Source organism: Curvibacter sp. Hmag1.1, assembly GCF_059769165.1.
The window spans coordinates 2,186,466-2,203,574 of sequence record NZ_JBMBGX010000002.1 but is presented as its reverse complement, the minus strand read 5'-3'; the positions used below and the strand labels follow the sequence as shown (position 1 = coordinate 2,203,574).

Sequence of the window (17,109 nt, the reverse complement as noted above, 5' to 3'; positions counted from 1 at the left end):
GTCACTTAGTTTCAAAATTTGTTGCCCCATCCCACTCGGAGTCATACGGCAGATACCTCATTGAAGCCACTCGTTCCGCGTAGAGTCGATATAGAAACTTATTTGGACTGAGACGGCTTACATTCAACAATGCCACATCCGCCTGATCCCAGAGCTGACTTCGATACATCTTTAAGAATTGTGTCCAAAGCTTCACTTCATCTGATAAGGATGAAGATATCTGAACATCATTACTTAACGGGCTCCAAATCTTTACCGCTTGCTCCTTCCCCTTAACTCTGACTTTGTCTAGTTCCTGCCAAATTATTCCGGTAGTATTTTTTTTGGTAATCTCACTCGCAACTATGTCGACTCCATATACTTTTGAAAGTGATTCGAGGCGCGAACCTAGATTCACAGCATCTCCGATTACGGTGTAGCTTCGTCGTATGTCGGATCCCATGTCTCCAACACACATGGAGCCCGTATTTATTCCAATTCCAATGCCGATCTGAGGAAGCCCCGCCAGATGATGCTCTTGGTTAATTTCCCGTACGACCTGTAGTATTTCAATAGATGCCTTTACGGCTAGCTGAGCATGATCCTCAGATTCGACCGGGGCGCCCCAAAAAGCCATCACACAATCACCCATGTATTTATCAATAGTGCCCCGATTGGCCCGGATCACAGACGTTAGTCGGCTAAATACTCCCGTCAGCATCTGCTGCAACTGCAATGGCTCCATGGCTTCAGACATGTTCGTGAAACCACGCATGTCACAAAACATTACGGTCATTTCACGATTCATGGCCTTCATGCTATAGCTGTCCGGGTCCTGAACCATCTCGTCCACCAGTTCAGGCGGAACATACGTTCCGAACAGATTAGCGAGGTCCCGCTTGGATCGACTTTCCACAAAGTAACCGTAACTCATATTCAATGCAAAAGCGGTTACTGTCATAGCTAATGCGCCCGCCAATGGCAATACAAGTCCGTATCCGAGATAGAGCCATATATTCATGAGCAATAAGCAAACGAGTACGCCTGTGCTCAAAATGACGGCTCTCAGTGCCGAAAGTAAAGGGAGACCAATCGCCAAAACGAGACCAGAAATAACCAAAACAACCAGTTCGTATCCCATGGCATAGTCAGGTTTTACTAGTACGTGTCCATCCAGAAGTGCAGAGAGCATATTTGCGTGCGTTTCAACCCCGGGATAGGCCTCCCCCACAGGTGTGACTCGCATGTCAAACAATCCCAATGCCGTAGTCCCCAGCAAAACAATTTTGTCTTTTAACTTCCCCGTCGCAATTCGGTTTTGTAGGACGTCAGCAGCAGACACATATTGAAAGGATCCCCCTTGGGCATTTCCGGCTCCACGAAATGGAATAAGTGCACCGCCACGTCTGTCAACCGGTATTCCAAGGGTTTTGTCCCCTTGTACCAGCAACATTTTGTCCACACCCTGAAATGCCTTTGGAAGAAAAGTCTCTTTGGAGTACGAAGGGGTAATCCTCGGCATGCCTACGATCGCCCGAAACATAGCCAGGGACAGAGACTCGAAATAGGCGTTCTTGTAATGGGCCACTAAAGGTACAGACCGCACCACTCCATCCGGATCTGTGAATGAATTGAAATGGCCAGCCATTGGGGCTGCAGCTGCCAAGCTCGATATATTGGAGCCGTAAGCAGTCCATTCTGGTGCTTCCAAAGTACGCCCCGCAAGGGCTTCCTCGAGAAAAACTGGGGAAGGTAAAACCCCACTCGAACGCCCTTGCGGATCATTGGTGAAGAAATATCCTAAGACAATGGGTTTTCCCGCTAGAACACTGGCAAATACGCCATCGTAATCAAGGCGTGGGCTTAAATCCTGTAACTTTGCCAGAAAGACAGGTTGATCACTGAGTTCGCTTTTGGCTAGCTCTTTCAACTGTTGAAGACCGGAACTGTCGTCTGGTTCTGCAAAGACCACATCGACGCCCAAGATGGCAATTTTGTGTTCGGTGAACAGCTTATTGACCAGGTCGGCCAGCTTATTTCTGCCCCAAGGCCAGCGACCTACTGATGCAAGACTTTTTTCATCAATATCAACGATGACGATGCGCTCGTCCATCGACTTTGGCATCGTCGCTCGAAGACGGGTGTCGTAAATGATGTCATCGAGTCGTTGCAACACGCTAAGCTGCAGCACTCCAACGGCATGAAGTAATGCAAAGATCAGCGGAATGAGTGTGACCGCGATTCGCGGCCAATGTCTTTTTATTCCGTTCACAGTCAACGAGCACCTAGAGAATCACTACCAGAGGCCCGAAGCTACACGTCAGTGCTGAACAAACTGCATTTGCGTGCCCGCCAACTCCACCAAATCTCCATTTTTGAGCGGCACTGGGTCCGCCCCGATGGGAGCGCCATTCAAAGTAGGATTACCCGCACCCTCCACATGATGGACAACGAAGCCCTGCTGTCTGCGTGTAATCGCAGCGACAGCAACACCTGGTTTGCCAATCGTAGTAACTACCTTGGTCAAGGGTACTTCACGGCCTGAGGCAGCACCAGAAAGCACTTTGATCGCAGCATGGAATGCACCAAGACCCTGGGAATCGCCTGCAACTGTAGAGAAACCGGAATTCAATGGCTGCGCAGCAGTGACAGCAGGTCTTGCCTGAACCACCATGGTTTTATCAAAATTGTCCGCCACGCCATCGGCCATGAACTTGATCTTGTACTTGCCAATCTCGATCCCGTCGCCATGGCGCAGTTGCTGTTTTTTAACAGCCTTCCCATTTACGTAGGTACCGTTGGTACTGTTGAGATCTTCCAGAAAAATGTCTGCCCCAGCCATCAGGATGACGGCATGCTCGCCACTGACAGCCAAGTTATCAATCACGATATCGTTATAAGGCCTGCGTCCCAAAGTTGTACGGTCTTTGGTGATTTGCACTTCTTTGATCACGACCTCATCGATCGACACGATCATTTTCGGCATGATCGACTCCTTTTCCTGTAATTGTTTCTGGAAAACACTTGAATTTACTTCCCTAGCAACCTGGCGATAAAGCCTTTTTTCTCGGCTGCTTCATTCACGGCAATCATCAAAACAGAAATATTGTCTTTGCCACCGTTGTCATTGGCAGCAGTAACAAGGTGTCCCGCAATTTGATCCAGCCCTGACGCCTCGCAAGCAATTCTAGCGATTACTTCGTCAGTCACCATATCTGACAAGCCGTCTGAGCACATTAGATACAAATCACCCGGCTCCACACTGAACTCATTGACTTCCAGCATGACCGCCTGTTCAACCCCTAAAGCCCTCGTGACTAGGTTCTTGATCGGCGACACAGCAGCTTGATCCTGAGTGATCAAGCCAGCGTCAATTTGCTCTTGCAAGAGCGAATGATCCTTGGTGATTTGCTCTAAAGAATTGGAACGTAGTCTGTAGCATCGGGAATCCCCGATATGCCCTACCAGCAGTCGCCCCTCTTTGAATACACCTAAAACAAGAGTGGTCCCCATGCCTGCAAAAGCTGGGTTGGCGTTTGCCGAGTTGTAAATCGCCAAATTTGCGTTATCAACGCATATCTCCATGGCTCGGCGGATTTCCTTGGGTTGAGCTAACGCGCCCGCTTCAATCAACCAGCGGCTCAACTCCGACTTGATAAATGCGGTGGCCATGCCACTGGCGATCTCTCCGGCGTTGTAACCACCCATTCCATCGGCCAGCACTGCCACCAGTGCCTCCTCGTCAAACGCAACGGAATCTTCATTGTTATCGCGGGCACGACCTGGGTCAGTTACCGCATGAAATTGATAATTCATTGTTCTTATATTTCTATGTCAGGACCGCGGGAAATTTGCGTGGCCTCGAATGAAGTTGCGCTTTGTGTATCCGAACTCAGAAATGCATCCGTCTTCTCAAATGCCGCAGACGAATCCTGTTTGCTCGTTGTGGTGGAAGTTACAGACTCAAATTCTGGCATGCAACGCAGGAGATCATCGGAAAAAGCTCCACCAGTTTGGTATCGGCTCTCCGGCTGCTTGGCCATAGCTTTCTTCACAACAATAGCGAGTGCCTCTGCCAAGTCAGAACGATGAATGCGGACATCCGCAGCTTCTTCGCTGGCAATTTTGTACATCAACTCCGCCATGGATTCACCACGAAATGGCAACACACCTGTCAGCAATTGATACAGCATGACCCCCAATGAATAAAGGTCAGACCGACCATCCACCTTTTTTCCCGCCAATTGCTCTGGCGACATAAAGCTGGGAGTTCCAAGGACCAGTCCAGTCTTCGTTTTACTGCTGTCTGTGATTCTTGCGATACCAAAGTCCGTTACTTTGACCGTATCAGTATCGCGCTCATACATGATGTTCGCGGGCTTGATGTCACGATGCACGACTTGTTGTCGGTGCGCGTAGTCAAGCGCCTGAGCGACTCGACTCACCACGCTGACTACCGTGGATACGGGCATCAAAGTGCCCGGTTTGGTGTGTTCAGCCAAATCGCTGCCTTTGAGGAACTCCATTGCGATATACGCGAGGTCATGCTCTTCACCTGCATCGAATATCGTGACAATGTTCTGATGCTGTAAGCGGCCAGCCGTTTCTGCCTCACGGAAAAACCGTTCGCGAGCATCCACCAGATCATCTCCGGAAAACTCCTCGCTCAAAGCCATCGTCTTGATAGCAACTACCCGACCGATCTTGGGATCTTTCCCTTGATAAACAACGCCCATGGCGCCTTTGCCCAACTCTTTCTCCACCTGATAGCGGCCCAGCATGGGCTTTTCCATGGACGTACCATCCAAGAGCATGGTACCCCCGGGGTGACTACCACCGCCCAGAATGACCGTTTCCGAGAGGTGTTTTGCGCGATTCAACTTTTGCTGCACGTCTTTGAAATTCACATCTGTTGCAGCGATATGTTCGTACACCGAGTGCGCTTTGTTGAATTGACGTTTTCGCTCGAAGTCCAGCGCAAGGCTGTAGAGATTGCCCAAAACCGCCTCACTGGCAGGCACGCGCCGGAAACGATCAAAGGCCATGTCCAATTGACCTTGTCCTTGGAGTGCAAGGCCCATCATGCGGTTAGTCTCTGCAGACTCTTCGTCTGATTTCGCCTTGCCCGCCTCTGTCATCAGAAAGCGCTTGGTGGTTAGTCCCACGTGCCCTGTTATCAGCACGAGTGCCGGCAACAGTAACTGGAGCGAGATGGATGCCCCAGCCAGCAAGCCGTACTCTGCAAGAACCAAAACCAAGAAAATGCCAACCGTCATCAGCGCTGCTGCTCCAGCAGAAAGCTTCGGCAGGCCCCAAACCACATACACAGCCACCACTAACATCGAAATGAGAATCACCCAAACACCCCAAACCGGCTGGACAATAAAGTGCTCGCTCAGGATGCTCGATGTGATGTGCGCAATAGTTTCCGCAGGCGACAAGGCAGCATGCCCGGGAACAGGAAACTGAACACCGACTCCTGCTGCAGTCGCTCCAATGATCACAATTTTGTCGGTGTACTTGCCAAGCGGAATCTTCCCGCTTACTACATCGTAGAAAGAGTCCACCTGAAATGCCGGACGACCGTCACGGTCCCTGTAGAACTGAGGAGACATCATGGCCGAGCTGTCTGTCTTGATCTTCAAACGTCCAAGCTGCACAGACTCACCTTCGTTCAGGCGGATGTCGGCCGGCGTCAAATTCAAGCTCTTCATCGCTGCGAGCAGCGCAATGGATGGAACCGCTTTACCGAAGTAGTTCACCAGCAAAGGCTCTGTGCGTACAGCTCCGTCCTGATCATTGAATTGGTTCAAATGCCCCACCGCAGCGGCTTCGTTGCCTAGTGAGTCGATGGGATACTGGCCGCGCACTGCCGGCAGAGAAAAACCAGAAACCTCATCCAAGGATTGAGACAACACAAAAGGAGGCAAGGGACTGTCTGCTTTCCCTTGAGGTTCCCCAAGTGTGAACACGGAGGGCAATACAACATTGCCTGCGTTGTGCAGACTTTTAGCCAGCGCCGTGTCAGTATCCAGCGCTGCCTCAGCTTCCGCAAAGGTTCGTGCGATGGCTTCATTGTTGCCTAATGCGGGATCCGGATTACCGACCAAGTCTTTGAGTTTCTGGATATAAACCAAGCCCGGGTCTTTTTGAGGCTCAAAGAAAAAAATGGTTTGAACTACCGTCTTGGCTTTGGCTTGTGCCAACAAATCGATCAAATTTGCCTGGTAGGTGCGGGGCCACGGCCACCGACCCAAATTGGACACGCTCTGGTCATCGATGGCGATGATGGCAATACGGTCCGAGGGCTGTCGATTGCTGGCCGTACTGGCGAAGTCGTAGAACCGGCGCTCCAAGCCACCGGCAAAGTCCGTGGCCGCGTAAACGACAGTGGCAATCAGAATGAGAAAAAGCCCTGCAAACCAGTCCGTTCGCCAGAATTCCGATTTCTTTGCCTTTTTCCCAGCCACTTTGCCCCCAGTTATTCCATCTCAGCCCAGCAAGAAGGTGCTAACGGCCATTTGTGTAGCACGTTAGCAGAGGCTCGAGAGCTGAACAAGGCACTCGTACGCACTATTGGAGCCTTTTTGACAAAAGGAGACAAAGCACGACAAGTGGCCTGTTTGTTAGCGCTCGATGAGCAGTTTAGTGCGTCACTTCAAGCTTGGGACGATTCAAAACCTTACCCGCACCCAGCACAAATAGGGCTCCAGCTATTGCAGCACCCCAATGCAACCATGAATAAGACTCCAGCGCACCCTTCAGGGCCGTGTCGCTCACGATGGTCTCGCCGGCGACCCAGCCGATCAATGCAGCACCGAAGGTGACGATGACCGGGAAGCGCTCCATCAACTTGATCATCAATGTGCTGCCGAAAATTACCAAGGGGATACTGATGGCCAAGCCCAAGATCAGCAAGACCATGCTGCCTTGCGCTGCAGCGGCGACCGCGATCACGTTATCCAGACTCATCACGAGATCGGCAATCAAAATGGTCCGTACTGCTGCCATCAAGCCGCCTTTTGCACCGTCAGCGTGGTCTTCATCGTCGCCCTCAGTCAAAAGCTGAACGCCAATCCACAGCAGCAAAAGGCCTCCAACGATCTGCAGGAAAGAGATCTGCATCAACTTTGCAGCCACCACCGTCAATGCGATCCGCAACACGACGGCTGCGCCGGAGCCAAAAAGCACCGCTTTCTTTTGTTGTTCCGCAGGCAGAGACCTCGCTGCCAAAGCAATCACAACAGCGTTGTCCCCGGACAAAATAATGTTGATCCAAACGATCTTGATCAGACCGATCCAAAAGTCAGCGTGTTGCAGTATTTCCATGGCGCTTCCGTCAAATTCAAAAAAAATGCCCAGTCTTGCGAACTGGGCATCCTTGCCTTAACAAGTCACCCCTCGCACAGAGGGGCCATCTTACCGGCAGTTAGAGCAAAGCCTTCAACAACTTCGCCATTTCAGATGGGTTACGGGTCACTTTGAAACCACACTCTTCCATCACAGCCAACTTGGCATCCGCAGTGTCAGCACCGCCAGAAATCAAAGCGCCAGCATGGCCCATGCGCTTTCCGGGAGGAGCGGTCACCCCTGCAATGAAGCCAACCACAGGCTTCTTCATGTTCAGCTTGCACCAGCGCGCAGCTTCAGCTTCATCGGGTCCGCCGATTTCGCCGATCATGATGACCGCATCGGTATCCGGATCGTCATTGAATGCTTTCATCACGTCGATGTGCTTCAAACCGTTGATCGGGTCGCCGCCGATACCGACTGCAGAAGACTGGCCCAGACCGATTTCGGTCAACTGAGCCACTGCTTCGTAAGTCAGCGTACCGGAACGGGATACAACGCCAATACGACCTTTACGGTGAATGTGACCGGGCATGATGCCGATCTTGATTTCATCGGGAGTGATCAGGCCAGGGCAGTTGGGTCCCAACAACAGGGTTTTCTTGCCGCCAGCCGCTTCCTTGGCCTTCATCCTGTTGCGCACTTCCAGCATGTCCTTGACGGGAATGCCTTCGGTAATGCAGATCGCCAGATCTAGGTCAGCCTCTACAGCCTCCCAGATGGCTGCCGCAGCACCGGCCGGTGGCACATAGATCACGGACACGGTAGCGCCGGTTTCTGCAGCGGCGTCTTTGACGGATGCGTAGATTGGGATATTGAAGATGGACTCGCCAGCCTTCTTGGGGTTCACGCCAGCCACAAAGCAGTTTTTGCCGTTTGCGTATTCCTGGCACTTTTCAGTGTGGAACTGGCCTGTCTTGCCGGTAATGCCTTGGGTGATGACCTTGGTGTCTTTATTGATAAAGATCGACATGATGTTTCCTTAGCCTTTCACTGCTGCGACAACTTTTTGAGCCGCTTCAGCCATGCTGTCGGCGCTGATGATGGGCAGGCCAGACTCGGCCAGCATTTTCTTGCCCAGCTCTTCGTTCGTACCCTTCATGCGAACCACGAGGGGCACGGACAGGTTCACGGCCTTACAGGCGGTAATCACGCCAGTGGCAATGGTGTCGCACTTCATGATGCCGCCAAAGATGTTGACCAGGATGGCCTTGACCTTGTCGTTCTTCAACATGATCTTGAAGGCTTCGGTGACCTTCTCGGGGGTAGCTCCGCCACCCACGTCCAAGAAGTTGGCAGGCTCAGCGCCGAACAACTTGATGGCGTCCATGGTGGCCATGGCCAAGCCGGCACCGTTCACCAGGCAGCCAATGTTGCCGTCCAGGCTGATGTAAGCGAGGTCGAATTTGGAGGCTTCCACTTCGGCTGCATCTTCTTCGTCCAAGTCGCGGTATGCCACGATTTCAGGGTGACGGAACAAGGCGTTGGAATCGAAGTTGAACTTCGCGTCCAGGGCCATCACATTGCCCTTGCTGTCGCAGTTCAGGGGGTTGATTTCCACCAGGGACGCATCGGTGTCCATGTAGCATTTGTACAACTTGGCGAAGATATCCACTGCCTGATCCACGGAGGCACCAGTCAATCCGATAGCCGCAGCCACCTTCTTGCTTTGCTCGGTGGTGATGCCGGTCAGCGGGTCAATCATCTCGGTGATGATCTTCTCGGGGGTGGAGTGCGCCACTTCCTCGATGTCCATGCCGCCTTCGCTGGACGCGATCAGAGCAACCTTTTGCGTCGCGCGGTCTGTTACCAGCGAAACGTAGAGTTCGTTTTTGATGTCCGCGCCGTCTTCGATGTACAGGCGACGGACCTTCTGGCCTTCGGGGCCGGTCTGGTGAGTCTTGAGCTGCATGCCCAGGATTTCCGAAGCCAGGCGCTTGACGTCGTCAATCGATTTGGCAACCTTCACGCCGCCGCCTTTGCCGCGACCACCTGCGTGGATTTGTGCCTTGACAACCCACACCGGGCCGCCGAGTTTCTGAGCGGCTTCCACCGCTTCTTGCACTGTAAAGGCCGGAATGCCGCGGGGCACCGGCACACCGAATTGGCGCAAGATTTCCTTGCCTTGGTACTCGTGAATCTTCATGACGTCTCTCTCTGGGACAGGACTATGTTCACCGCGTGGTAACGAGGATGTAATCACCGCGCGGCACTGGACACATCAACCCGCGAATGTATCATGCTGCGACGCACAATACTTGTGCGACGCTTACAGCTGGTGCATTCCGGGTCGTTCATGCCCCACGCATCCACCAGTTTGATGCGCAATATTTGCCCCTTGCTTACACCATGAAAAAAATCTTTATCGACGGCGAAGCCGGTACCACCGGCTTGCAAATCCGGGAGCGTCTGCAGACGATGCCCCAGATCGAACTGATCAGCATTGAGCCTGCATTGCGCAAAGACCCGCTAGCAAAGCGCGCCCTGATTGCACAGGCCGACATGGTGATTCTTTGCCTGCACGACGATGCCGCCAAAGACACAGTCGCGATGATTGACGCGCTGGAACAGGAAACCGGCAAGCCCGGCCCCCGCATCATTGACGCGTCGACCGCGCATCGAGTGAATCCGACCTGGGTGTACGGCTTCCCAGAGCTGGCTGCGGCCCAGCGCGATGCGGTCGCCAATGCGCAAAGAGTGAGCAACCCCGGCTGCTACGCAACAGGCGCCATCGCGTTGATACGCCCCCTGATCGATGCCGGCTTGCTACCTGCTGACTTTGCGGTGTGTCTGCCCTCGGTGAGCGGCTATTCCGGCGGCGGTCGCGCCATGATCGAAGCCTATGAACAAGGATCTGCGCCTCCGTTTGAACTGTATGCCCTGGGACTGAAGCACAAACACATTCCTGAAATCATGAAGTACACCGGCCTGACCCGCCGGCCCTTGTTTGTGCCCTCCGTGGGCAATTTCATTCAGGGGATGCTGGTTCAACTGCCTCTGCACCTGGACACACTGCCCGGCCAACCGAGTGCGCAAGACTTGCACAACGCCTTGGCCAAGCACTACGCGGGGAGCGAATGGGTGACGGTGGAACCCGTGACAGTCGACCTCAAGCTCGACGCCGTTGCCTTGGCTGATACCAACAAACTGGAGTTGCGCGTGTTCGCCAACGATGCGAAGGCGGATGGCTTTGCGCACGCTGTGTTGGTTGCCCGCTTGGATAACCTGGGCAAAGGCGCCAGCGGCGCTGCGGTCCAGAACCTGCAGTTGATGCTGGGCCTTTAAGCCTCAGTATTCGCCTTCATCACCTCCGCCGGAGACTACCCGGTGGATGGTGTCTCCGCCGAAGCCGCGCCCGGCCAGGAAGCGCATCTGCTTGGCGCGCTCTGTTGCGTCCTGCGGCTGGGTTCCGAACTTTTTGCGCCACACCTCGCGGGCCCTTTCCAGCTCGGTCTCACGCAATGTGGCCACCGCCTCGGACACAGCTTCCGGAGCCAGCCCCTTGGCTTGCAGCTCCTGCTTGATACGCGCAGTGCCCAGTTTTCCGGCACGCCGGTAGAGCACGGAACCGACCACCCGCTCTTCGTTGATGAAGTCTTTGGCGGCCAGCGTGTCCAATGCCTTGGCCAAGGTTCCGGGCTCCTCTTCAAAGCGCTGCAGCTTTCGCTCCAGCTCCACGCGCGAGTGCTCGCGGGTGCTGAGTAAGCGCAGTGCCCGGGCAGTAAGCGATAGCGATTGGGTTGCCATTGCAGATCCGGCAGTCAAATATTTGCTATGAATTCAGTAGCTGCTGGCGCACATTTCATGAGCGCTAGCAGCTACTTTGACCATTACTCTGCTTTGTCAGCCTTATCGGCTTTCTTGCCCTTGGCCTTCGCTTCAGGCTCTGCCACCGGCAACAAAGGGATGCCAAGGTTGGCGCGCACTTTGTTCTCGATTTCGACCGACAACTCAGGGTTCTCACGCAGAAATTCACGGGCGTTGTCGCGGCCTTGACCGATCTTCTCGCCTTGGTAGGCGTACCAGGCGCCGGATTTTTCCAGGATGCCTGCGTTCACGCCCATGTCGATGATCTCGCCGTGGCGGCTGATACCTTCACCGAACAGGATGTCAAACTCCGCCGTCTTGAACGGAGGGCTGACCTTGTTTTTGACCACCTTGACTTTGGTCTCGTTGCCGATCGAGTCCTCGCCCTTCTTGATGGTGCCGGTGCGGCGGATATCCAGACGGACAGAGGCGTAGAACTTCAGCGCGTTACCGCCGGTGGTGGTTTCAGGCGAGCCGAACATCACGCCGATCTTCATGCGGATCTGATTGATGAAGATGACCATGCAGTTGGTCTTCTTGATATGAGCAGTGAGCTTACGCAGAGCCTGGCTCATCAGGCGGGCTTGCAAGCCGGGCAGGCTGTCGCCCATTTCGCCCTCTAACTCGGCCTTGGGGGTCAACGCAGCTACCGAGTCCACAATGATCAGATCCACCGCGCCGGAGCGCACCAGGCTGTCCACGATTTCCAGGGCCTGTTCGCCCGTATCGGGCTGGCTGATCAGCAGGTCTTGCAGGTTCACGCCCAGCTTCTGGGCATACTGGATGTCCAGCGCGTGCTCGGCATCCACGAAAGCGCATTGGCCTCCTTGTTTTTGCATCTCGGCCACCACTTGCAGGGTCAGGGTGGTTTTGCCGGATGACTCCGGGCCATAGATTTCCACCACACGGCCGCGGGGCAGGCCACCTACACCCAGCGCAATGTCCAGGCCCAGAGAACCGGTGGACACGACCTGGATGTCTTCGATCACTTCCCCCTCGCCCAGACGCATGATGGTGCCCTTGCCGAATTGCTTTTCGATCTGGGCCAGAGCGACTTGCAGGGCCTTGGCCTTCTCAGCGTTGGCGGCGGGGTTCTTGACGGGTGCGTCCATGGAAATCTCCTGAAAAATCAATTGGTGGGCTAACTTCTTGCATCTGGTTTTAACAACAGGCTGGATGCTTGAACAGTAGTTTATGGGGACGGTCAAACAGCTACAAGCTATTTTTTAGTCAGTTTGCATTACCATTTAGACCATGCAATCTTCTCCCCATGCAGACACCTGGCGAAGCAATCATGTCGGCCATTGGCTGCGCCTGGCGCTGGAGCGGTTCGATGTGCGGGTGCTCCAGCTCATGGGCAGTCACCCGACGGTTCCACTGGGTCTGGCCAACCTGGCCGCGCGCGGGCAGGTCGGTGCAGCACACGTCCACATCACGCGGCACCTCGAGCTGCAAGGCACGCGCCTGACCGATCTGGCTGCACGCGCCGGCATGACCAAACAAGCCATGGCCATGCTGGTCACCCAGTGCGAAGCCTGGGGCATGGTGCAGCGGGAGAGCGATGCAACCGACGCCCGCGCCAAACGCATCTGCTTCACTGCCGCCGGATTGGCATGGGTGCAGGCTTACCAGGACGCCGTGCAGCAGGCACAGGCGGAGCTGGAACAATCGGTCGGCCCCGAGGTGGCCACGGTCATCACGCTGGGACTGGAAGCCTACGCCAGCCATTGACCGGATGCTGCGTCACCGCAAAAGGGCGCCCGCACGAGGCGCCTAGAATGGCACTCAAGCGGCCGCAGCGCCGCACCCCGCACGGAGACACACATGCGCATTCTCATTGCTGAAGACGATCAAGTTCTGGCCGATGGCCTGCTGCGCGCACTGCGCAGCGCAGGTGCTGCGGTAGACCATGTGGCCAGTGGCACCGAAGCCGATGCCGCACTCATGACCAACACAGAGTTCGACCTGCTGATCCTGGACTTGGGCCTGCCCAAAATGCACGGACTGGAAGTCCTCAAGAAGCTGCGTGCACGGGGTTCTTCGCTGCCGGTGCTGATCCTGACGGCGGCAGACAGCGTGGATGAGCGTGTCAAAGGCCTGGACTACGGTGCCGACGACTACATGGCCAAACCCTTCAGCCTGCAAGAGCTCGAAGCCCGCGTGCGCGCCCTGATCCGCCGCGGCATGGGAGCCACCAGCAGCAGTATCAAACACGGCCCGTTGACCTACGACCAGGCCGGTCGTGTGGCCACCATCGACGGCAAGATGGTCGAACTCTCCGCCCGCGAACTCGGCCTCCTGGAAGTGCTGCTGCAGCGCGCTGGGCGCCTGGTCAGCAAAGACCAGCTGGTGGAGCGTCTCTGCGAATGGGGTGAAGAGGTCAGCAACAACGCCATTGAGGTCTACATCCACCGTCTGCGCAAGAAGATCGAGAAAGGCCCCATCCGCATCGCTACCGTGCGTGGACTGGGCTACTGCCTGGAGAAGATTCCCTCGTGAAGATTTTTCAGCGGGAGCAACGCAGCCTGTTCGGGGAAATCCTCGACTGGATGCTGACCCCGCTGCTGCTGCTGTGGCCTGTCAGCCTGGTGCTCACCTGGCTGGTCGCACAGGGCATTGCCGGCAAGCCATTTGACCGCGCGCTCGAATACAACGCGGGCGCACTGGCGCAGCTCATCACCGTCAACAAGAACAAGGCCCAGTTCGTGCTGCCACTGCCGGCGCGCGAGCTGCTGCGCACCGACGACTCCGACACCGTGTATTACCAGGTGCTGGGCACCAAGGGCGAATACCTCAGCGGCGAGAAAGACCTGCCTCTGCCTCCGGAAGACGAACGCCTGCCGCCCGGCGAGGTCCGCATGCGCGAGGTGGATTTCAAGGGCACCGACCTGCGCGTGGCGTATATGTGGGTGCGTGTGGACGTGCCCGACGGCCGGCCCGCTTTGGTGCAAGTGGCCGAAACCATGGACAAGCGTTCGGTGCTGGCCACCGAAATTGTCAAAGGCGTGATGCTGCCGCAATTCGTGATCCTGCCGCTGGCCGTGCTGCTCGTCTGGCTGGCGCTGGTGCAAGCCATCAAGCCACTCAACAGGCTGGAAGAGCGCATTCGCGCCCGCAGCCCCGACGACCTGAGCCCGCTGGACGTAGAGGCCGTTCCCCTCGAAGTAGTGCCGCTGGTGTCGTCGGTGAACGACCTGCTGATGCGACTCAAAGACTCGATCGCCACGCAGAAGCGCTTTCTGGCCGATGCGGCGCACCAACTCAAGACTCCACTGGCCGGCCTTCGCATGCAAGCCGACCTGGCGCAGCGCCAGGGCGCGAGCGCAGACGATCTCAAGCAGTCCCTGCGGCAGATCGGCCGTTCCAGCATCCGCGCCACCCACACGGTGAACCAACTGCTGGCGCTCGCCCGTGCCGAAAGCAGTGGCACCGTGCTGGCCCACCAGCCCTGCGACCTGGCCAAGCTCACCATGGACGTGGTGCGCGACTGCGTACCCCGCGCGTTGGAAAAGTCCATCGACCTGGGCTATGAAGGGGTGGAGGCCGGCACGCCGGGCGTCTCCATCCAGGGCAACATCACCTTGCTCAAGGAAATGGTGCGAAACCTGGTGGACAACGCCATCAACTACACACCGTCCACCCAAGAGCGCGCAGGCGTCATCACCGCGCGCGTGTTGCTCGACCCGTTCAGCGGGGCACTGGTGCTGCAGGTAGAGGACAACGGTCCGGGTATCCCGCTGGCCGAGCGGGAGCTGGTGTTCCAGCCGTTTTACCGCGCATTGGGCAATGAAGCAGACGGCTCCGGTCTGGGCCTTCCCATCGTGCAGGAAATCGCTCGTCAGCACCACGCAGAAATCGCGGTAGACGACAGCCGCCCCGGCCACACGCCGCCGGGCACCACCTTCACCCTGCGCTTTTCGCGCCTGATTGAAGTAGAAAGCGCTTGAGGCTTAGCTGCAGGCCTTGAAGCTGTGGCCTGCCATCGAGGGCTTGATGTCTTGCAACTTGGCTTTCAAGGCCTCAGACACGGCGGGCAGCTTGAGCTGATTGGCAGTGCCTGCTTCTCGCTCCTGCACCACTTTGGCAGTGCGAATGCCTTTGGGTGCCAGACTGGCCAGTTCGGCCTTGGCCGCAGCTTCTGATTCAAATGCCGCCAGCACCAGCCCCGGTTGAAGTTCAGAAGTGCCAACCGCCTCCGCCTTGATGCCCATGCCGGCCAGCTCGGCGCGCTTCTTGGCCTGCAGGTCGGCGGAGGCGTATTTACCCATGTACACAATCCAGCGCGCCGACTCCTTCACGGTCTCGATCTGCCAGCTTCCGCTGGGCAGGGCCGCGTCCAGCGCTTTCCGCAGGCTTGCGGCTTGTTCATCATCGAACGGACCGGCTTGCAGGCATTCCTTGGGTGCCAGATCGGCTTGGACCTGGGCTTCGGCTTTCTTCAGATCGCCGGCGCTCAGCAGCTGAATCATCTCGGGCTTGATCTGCTGCTCCAAACGGTGCGGCTCATTCGGAGCTACCGGTCCGAAGCCGTACATCTTCAGGTAGTCGTGGCTCCACGCAAAGTACACGCCATTGGCCAGTAACAGCACCAGAACAATCAGTCGCAACATACGGATCAGGACAGAGAGGAAGGGGACGCGGGGCGCACACTCACCTCCGCGCTATTGATTTTGACAAGGCCGTTGTCAGTATGCACCAGCAGCACGCCACCCGCATCCACGCCTTTGGCGATGCCCTGCGTGCCGTCCGTGCAGACGACCGGCTGGCCGTACAACAAGTCGCGTCCAAGGAAAGCCTGACGCAATGGCGCAAAGCCCTGAGAGGCAAACACTTGCACGGCGTGCACCAAGGGCGCCGCCACCTTCTGCAATACCGCGGGTGCATCGAGCCCGGGCATCAACTCCTGCAAGGCGGCAGGTGGCGTACGCAAACCGTCGCCCTCGCGGGGAGTGATGTTGATGCCGATACCGATCACCGCATAGCGCTGGTCCCCGGCACTGGCGGTCTCTATCAGGATGCCGGCCAGCTTTCGGCCTTGCCACCACACATCGTTGGGCCACTTCAGTTGCAGGTCCGGGTGCAGGCTTTGCACCACCGACAAACCTACCGCCAAGGACAAGCCCGACCAGTCTTGCGGCTGCAAGGGCAGTCCCAGTGAAAAAGTCAGCGTGCCGCCATCGCCCTGCGTGTCACTCTTCCAGTCGCGGCCCAAGCGACCACGGCCTGCGGTCTGACGCTCGCCCACCAGCAGGACGGGATCGGTGAGTCCGGCACGGGCACGGCGCATCAGTTCGGTGTTGGTGGAATCCACCTCCGGCAGGATCTCCACACTGAAGCCCGGGAGAACGGCAAATACCTCCTCCCAGATCGCTTCAGCGGGCCAGCGCATGCTCATCTTTTGGGGGCAAGAAGGGTGCCGCGGCAATTGGCACTGCCGCACCAGCAGGGGTACTCGGCCTTGAGTTTGGCGGTGTAGCGCTCTTCCAGAATCAGGCCGTAGTCATAGTTCAGCTCTTCACCCGCGCTGATATTGCGCAAGGCCTTGATGAACACGCGCCCCTCTTCCTCATCGGCGATGCAATTGCCGTCACAGGAATGGTTGATCCAGCGGGAGGAATTGCCGCCGTACAGGGCATCAATCACATTGCCGTTTTCCAGCGAGAAGTAAAAGGTGTGGTTCGGGTCTTTCGGATCGTGGGGGTGGCGGTCTTGAGCCTCCTGCCAGCTGATCACTTCGCCCACATACTCGATGATGGTTTCACCCTCAGCAATGTCCTGCAGTGCGAACACCCCTTTGCCATGTACCCCGGAGCGCCGGGTCTGGATGCGGCGCTGGTTCGAAGTCGATGCGCTGGGGGAGGATTTCACTGGGGTTTTTGCCACGGATGGAAAATTTGGTATGGTGAATCGTATGGGCGCGCATGTGTGCGTGCCTGCGTGTGCAAGTGCGCGCCTGCGCGCACGCGAGAACTG

At 56.3% G+C, this 17,109-nt stretch carries 15 protein-coding genes and 1 pseudogene; 4 read left to right on the top strand and 12 right to left on the bottom strand.

All coding sequences use genetic code 11. From position 1 onward, the window contains the following. Window position 1 precedes the first annotated feature (1 nt). From ACOAP0_RS11070 to sucC, 7 genes are all read right to left on the bottom strand, one after another. Window positions 2-2,251: a CHASE2 domain-containing protein gene (locus tag ACOAP0_RS11070; RefSeq protein ID WP_498391516.1), complete on the bottom strand. Its 2,250-nt coding sequence runs from the start codon at window positions 2,249-2,251 to the stop codon at window positions 2-4. Window positions 2,252-2,299: 48 nt separating this feature from the next. Continuing rightward, entirely contained in the window at window positions 2,300-2,965 is a 666-nt protein-coding gene (locus ACOAP0_RS11065) for an FHA domain-containing protein (protein WP_498376445.1), read from the bottom strand. Between the two features lie 44 nt (window positions 2,966-3,009). Continuing rightward, entirely contained in the window at window positions 3,010-3,795 is a 786-nt protein-coding gene (locus ACOAP0_RS11060; protein ID WP_498376444.1) for a Stp1/IreP family PP2C-type Ser/Thr phosphatase, read from the bottom strand. A gap of 5 nt (window positions 3,796-3,800) precedes the next feature. After that, complete coding sequence (locus tag ACOAP0_RS11055; RefSeq protein WP_498376443.1) at window positions 3,801-6,449, bottom strand: CHASE2 domain-containing serine/threonine-protein kinase; 2,649 nt, start codon at window positions 6,447-6,449, stop codon at window positions 3,801-3,803. Between the two features lie 175 nt (window positions 6,450-6,624). After that, entirely contained in the window at window positions 6,625-7,308 is a 684-nt protein-coding gene (locus ACOAP0_RS11050; RefSeq protein WP_087495915.1) for a TerC family protein, read from the bottom strand. A 100-nt stretch (window positions 7,309-7,408) separates the two neighbouring features. Next, a complete protein-coding gene (sucD, locus tag ACOAP0_RS11045) occupies window positions 7,409-8,302 on the bottom strand; it encodes a succinate--CoA ligase subunit alpha (protein WP_313868320.1) in 894 nt (297 codons plus the stop codon). A 9-nt stretch (window positions 8,303-8,311) separates the two neighbouring features. Next, window positions 8,312-9,475: an ADP-forming succinate--CoA ligase subunit beta gene (sucC, locus tag ACOAP0_RS11040; RefSeq protein WP_498376442.1), complete on the bottom strand. Its 1,164-nt coding sequence runs from the start codon at window positions 9,473-9,475 to the stop codon at window positions 8,312-8,314. 203 nt (window positions 9,476-9,678) lie between these two features. Here sucC and argC point away from each other — a divergent pair, with 203 nt between their 5' ends. Next, window positions 9,679-10,614 (top strand): N-acetyl-gamma-glutamyl-phosphate reductase, encoded by a 936-nt coding sequence (gene argC / locus ACOAP0_RS11035; protein WP_498376441.1) that lies wholly within the window; start codon window positions 9,679-9,681, stop codon window positions 10,612-10,614. A gap of 3 nt (window positions 10,615-10,617) precedes the next feature. On the opposite strand, the gene recX is transcribed toward argC, so the two are convergent. Together recX and recA are read right to left on the bottom strand one after the other, a co-directional pair. After that, complete coding sequence (gene recX, locus ACOAP0_RS11030) at window positions 10,618-11,076, bottom strand: recombination regulator RecX (protein WP_481874751.1); 459 nt, start codon at window positions 11,074-11,076, stop codon at window positions 10,618-10,620. Between the two features lie 83 nt (window positions 11,077-11,159). After that, window positions 11,160-12,248, bottom strand: coding sequence for a recombinase RecA (gene recA, locus ACOAP0_RS11025; protein ID WP_087495911.1), 1,089 nt, complete (start codon window positions 12,246-12,248; stop codon window positions 11,160-11,162). Window positions 12,249-12,390: 142 nt separating this feature from the next. Between recA and ACOAP0_RS11020 the strand changes: the two genes are divergently transcribed. The 3 genes from ACOAP0_RS11020 (at window position 12,391) to ACOAP0_RS11010 (ending at window position 15,083) form a co-directional block, all read left to right on the top strand. Continuing rightward, complete coding sequence (locus ACOAP0_RS11020; protein ID WP_498376440.1) at window positions 12,391-12,867, top strand: MarR family winged helix-turn-helix transcriptional regulator; 477 nt, start codon at window positions 12,391-12,393, stop codon at window positions 12,865-12,867. Between the two features lie 93 nt (window positions 12,868-12,960). Continuing rightward, a complete protein-coding gene (locus ACOAP0_RS11015; RefSeq protein WP_087495909.1) occupies window positions 12,961-13,635 on the top strand; it encodes a response regulator in 675 nt (224 codons plus the stop codon). Beyond that, a complete protein-coding gene (locus tag ACOAP0_RS11010) occupies window positions 13,632-15,083 on the top strand; it encodes a sensor histidine kinase (protein WP_498376439.1) in 1,452 nt (483 codons plus the stop codon). The genes ACOAP0_RS11015 and ACOAP0_RS11010 overlap by 4 nt, the downstream gene beginning before the upstream one ends. Before the next feature lie 3 nt (window positions 15,084-15,086). Here ACOAP0_RS11010 and ACOAP0_RS11005 read toward each other — a convergent pair whose 3' ends face one another. From ACOAP0_RS11005 to ACOAP0_RS10995, 3 genes and pseudogenes are all read right to left on the bottom strand, one after another. After that, window positions 15,087-15,746 (bottom strand): SPOR domain-containing protein, encoded by a 660-nt coding sequence (locus tag ACOAP0_RS11005; RefSeq protein WP_498376438.1) that lies wholly within the window; start codon window positions 15,744-15,746, stop codon window positions 15,087-15,089. Window positions 15,747-15,751: 5 nt separating this feature from the next. Continuing rightward, entirely contained in the window at window positions 15,752-16,531 is a 780-nt protein-coding gene (locus ACOAP0_RS11000; protein ID WP_498376437.1) for a biotin--[acetyl-CoA-carboxylase] ligase, read from the bottom strand. Beyond that, window positions 16,531-17,019: pseudogene (locus tag ACOAP0_RS10995) on the bottom strand (SET domain-containing protein); the annotation flags it as partial. The gene ACOAP0_RS11000 and the pseudogene ACOAP0_RS10995, both read right to left, overlap by 1 nt. Window positions 17,020-17,109: the final 90 nt, after the last annotated feature.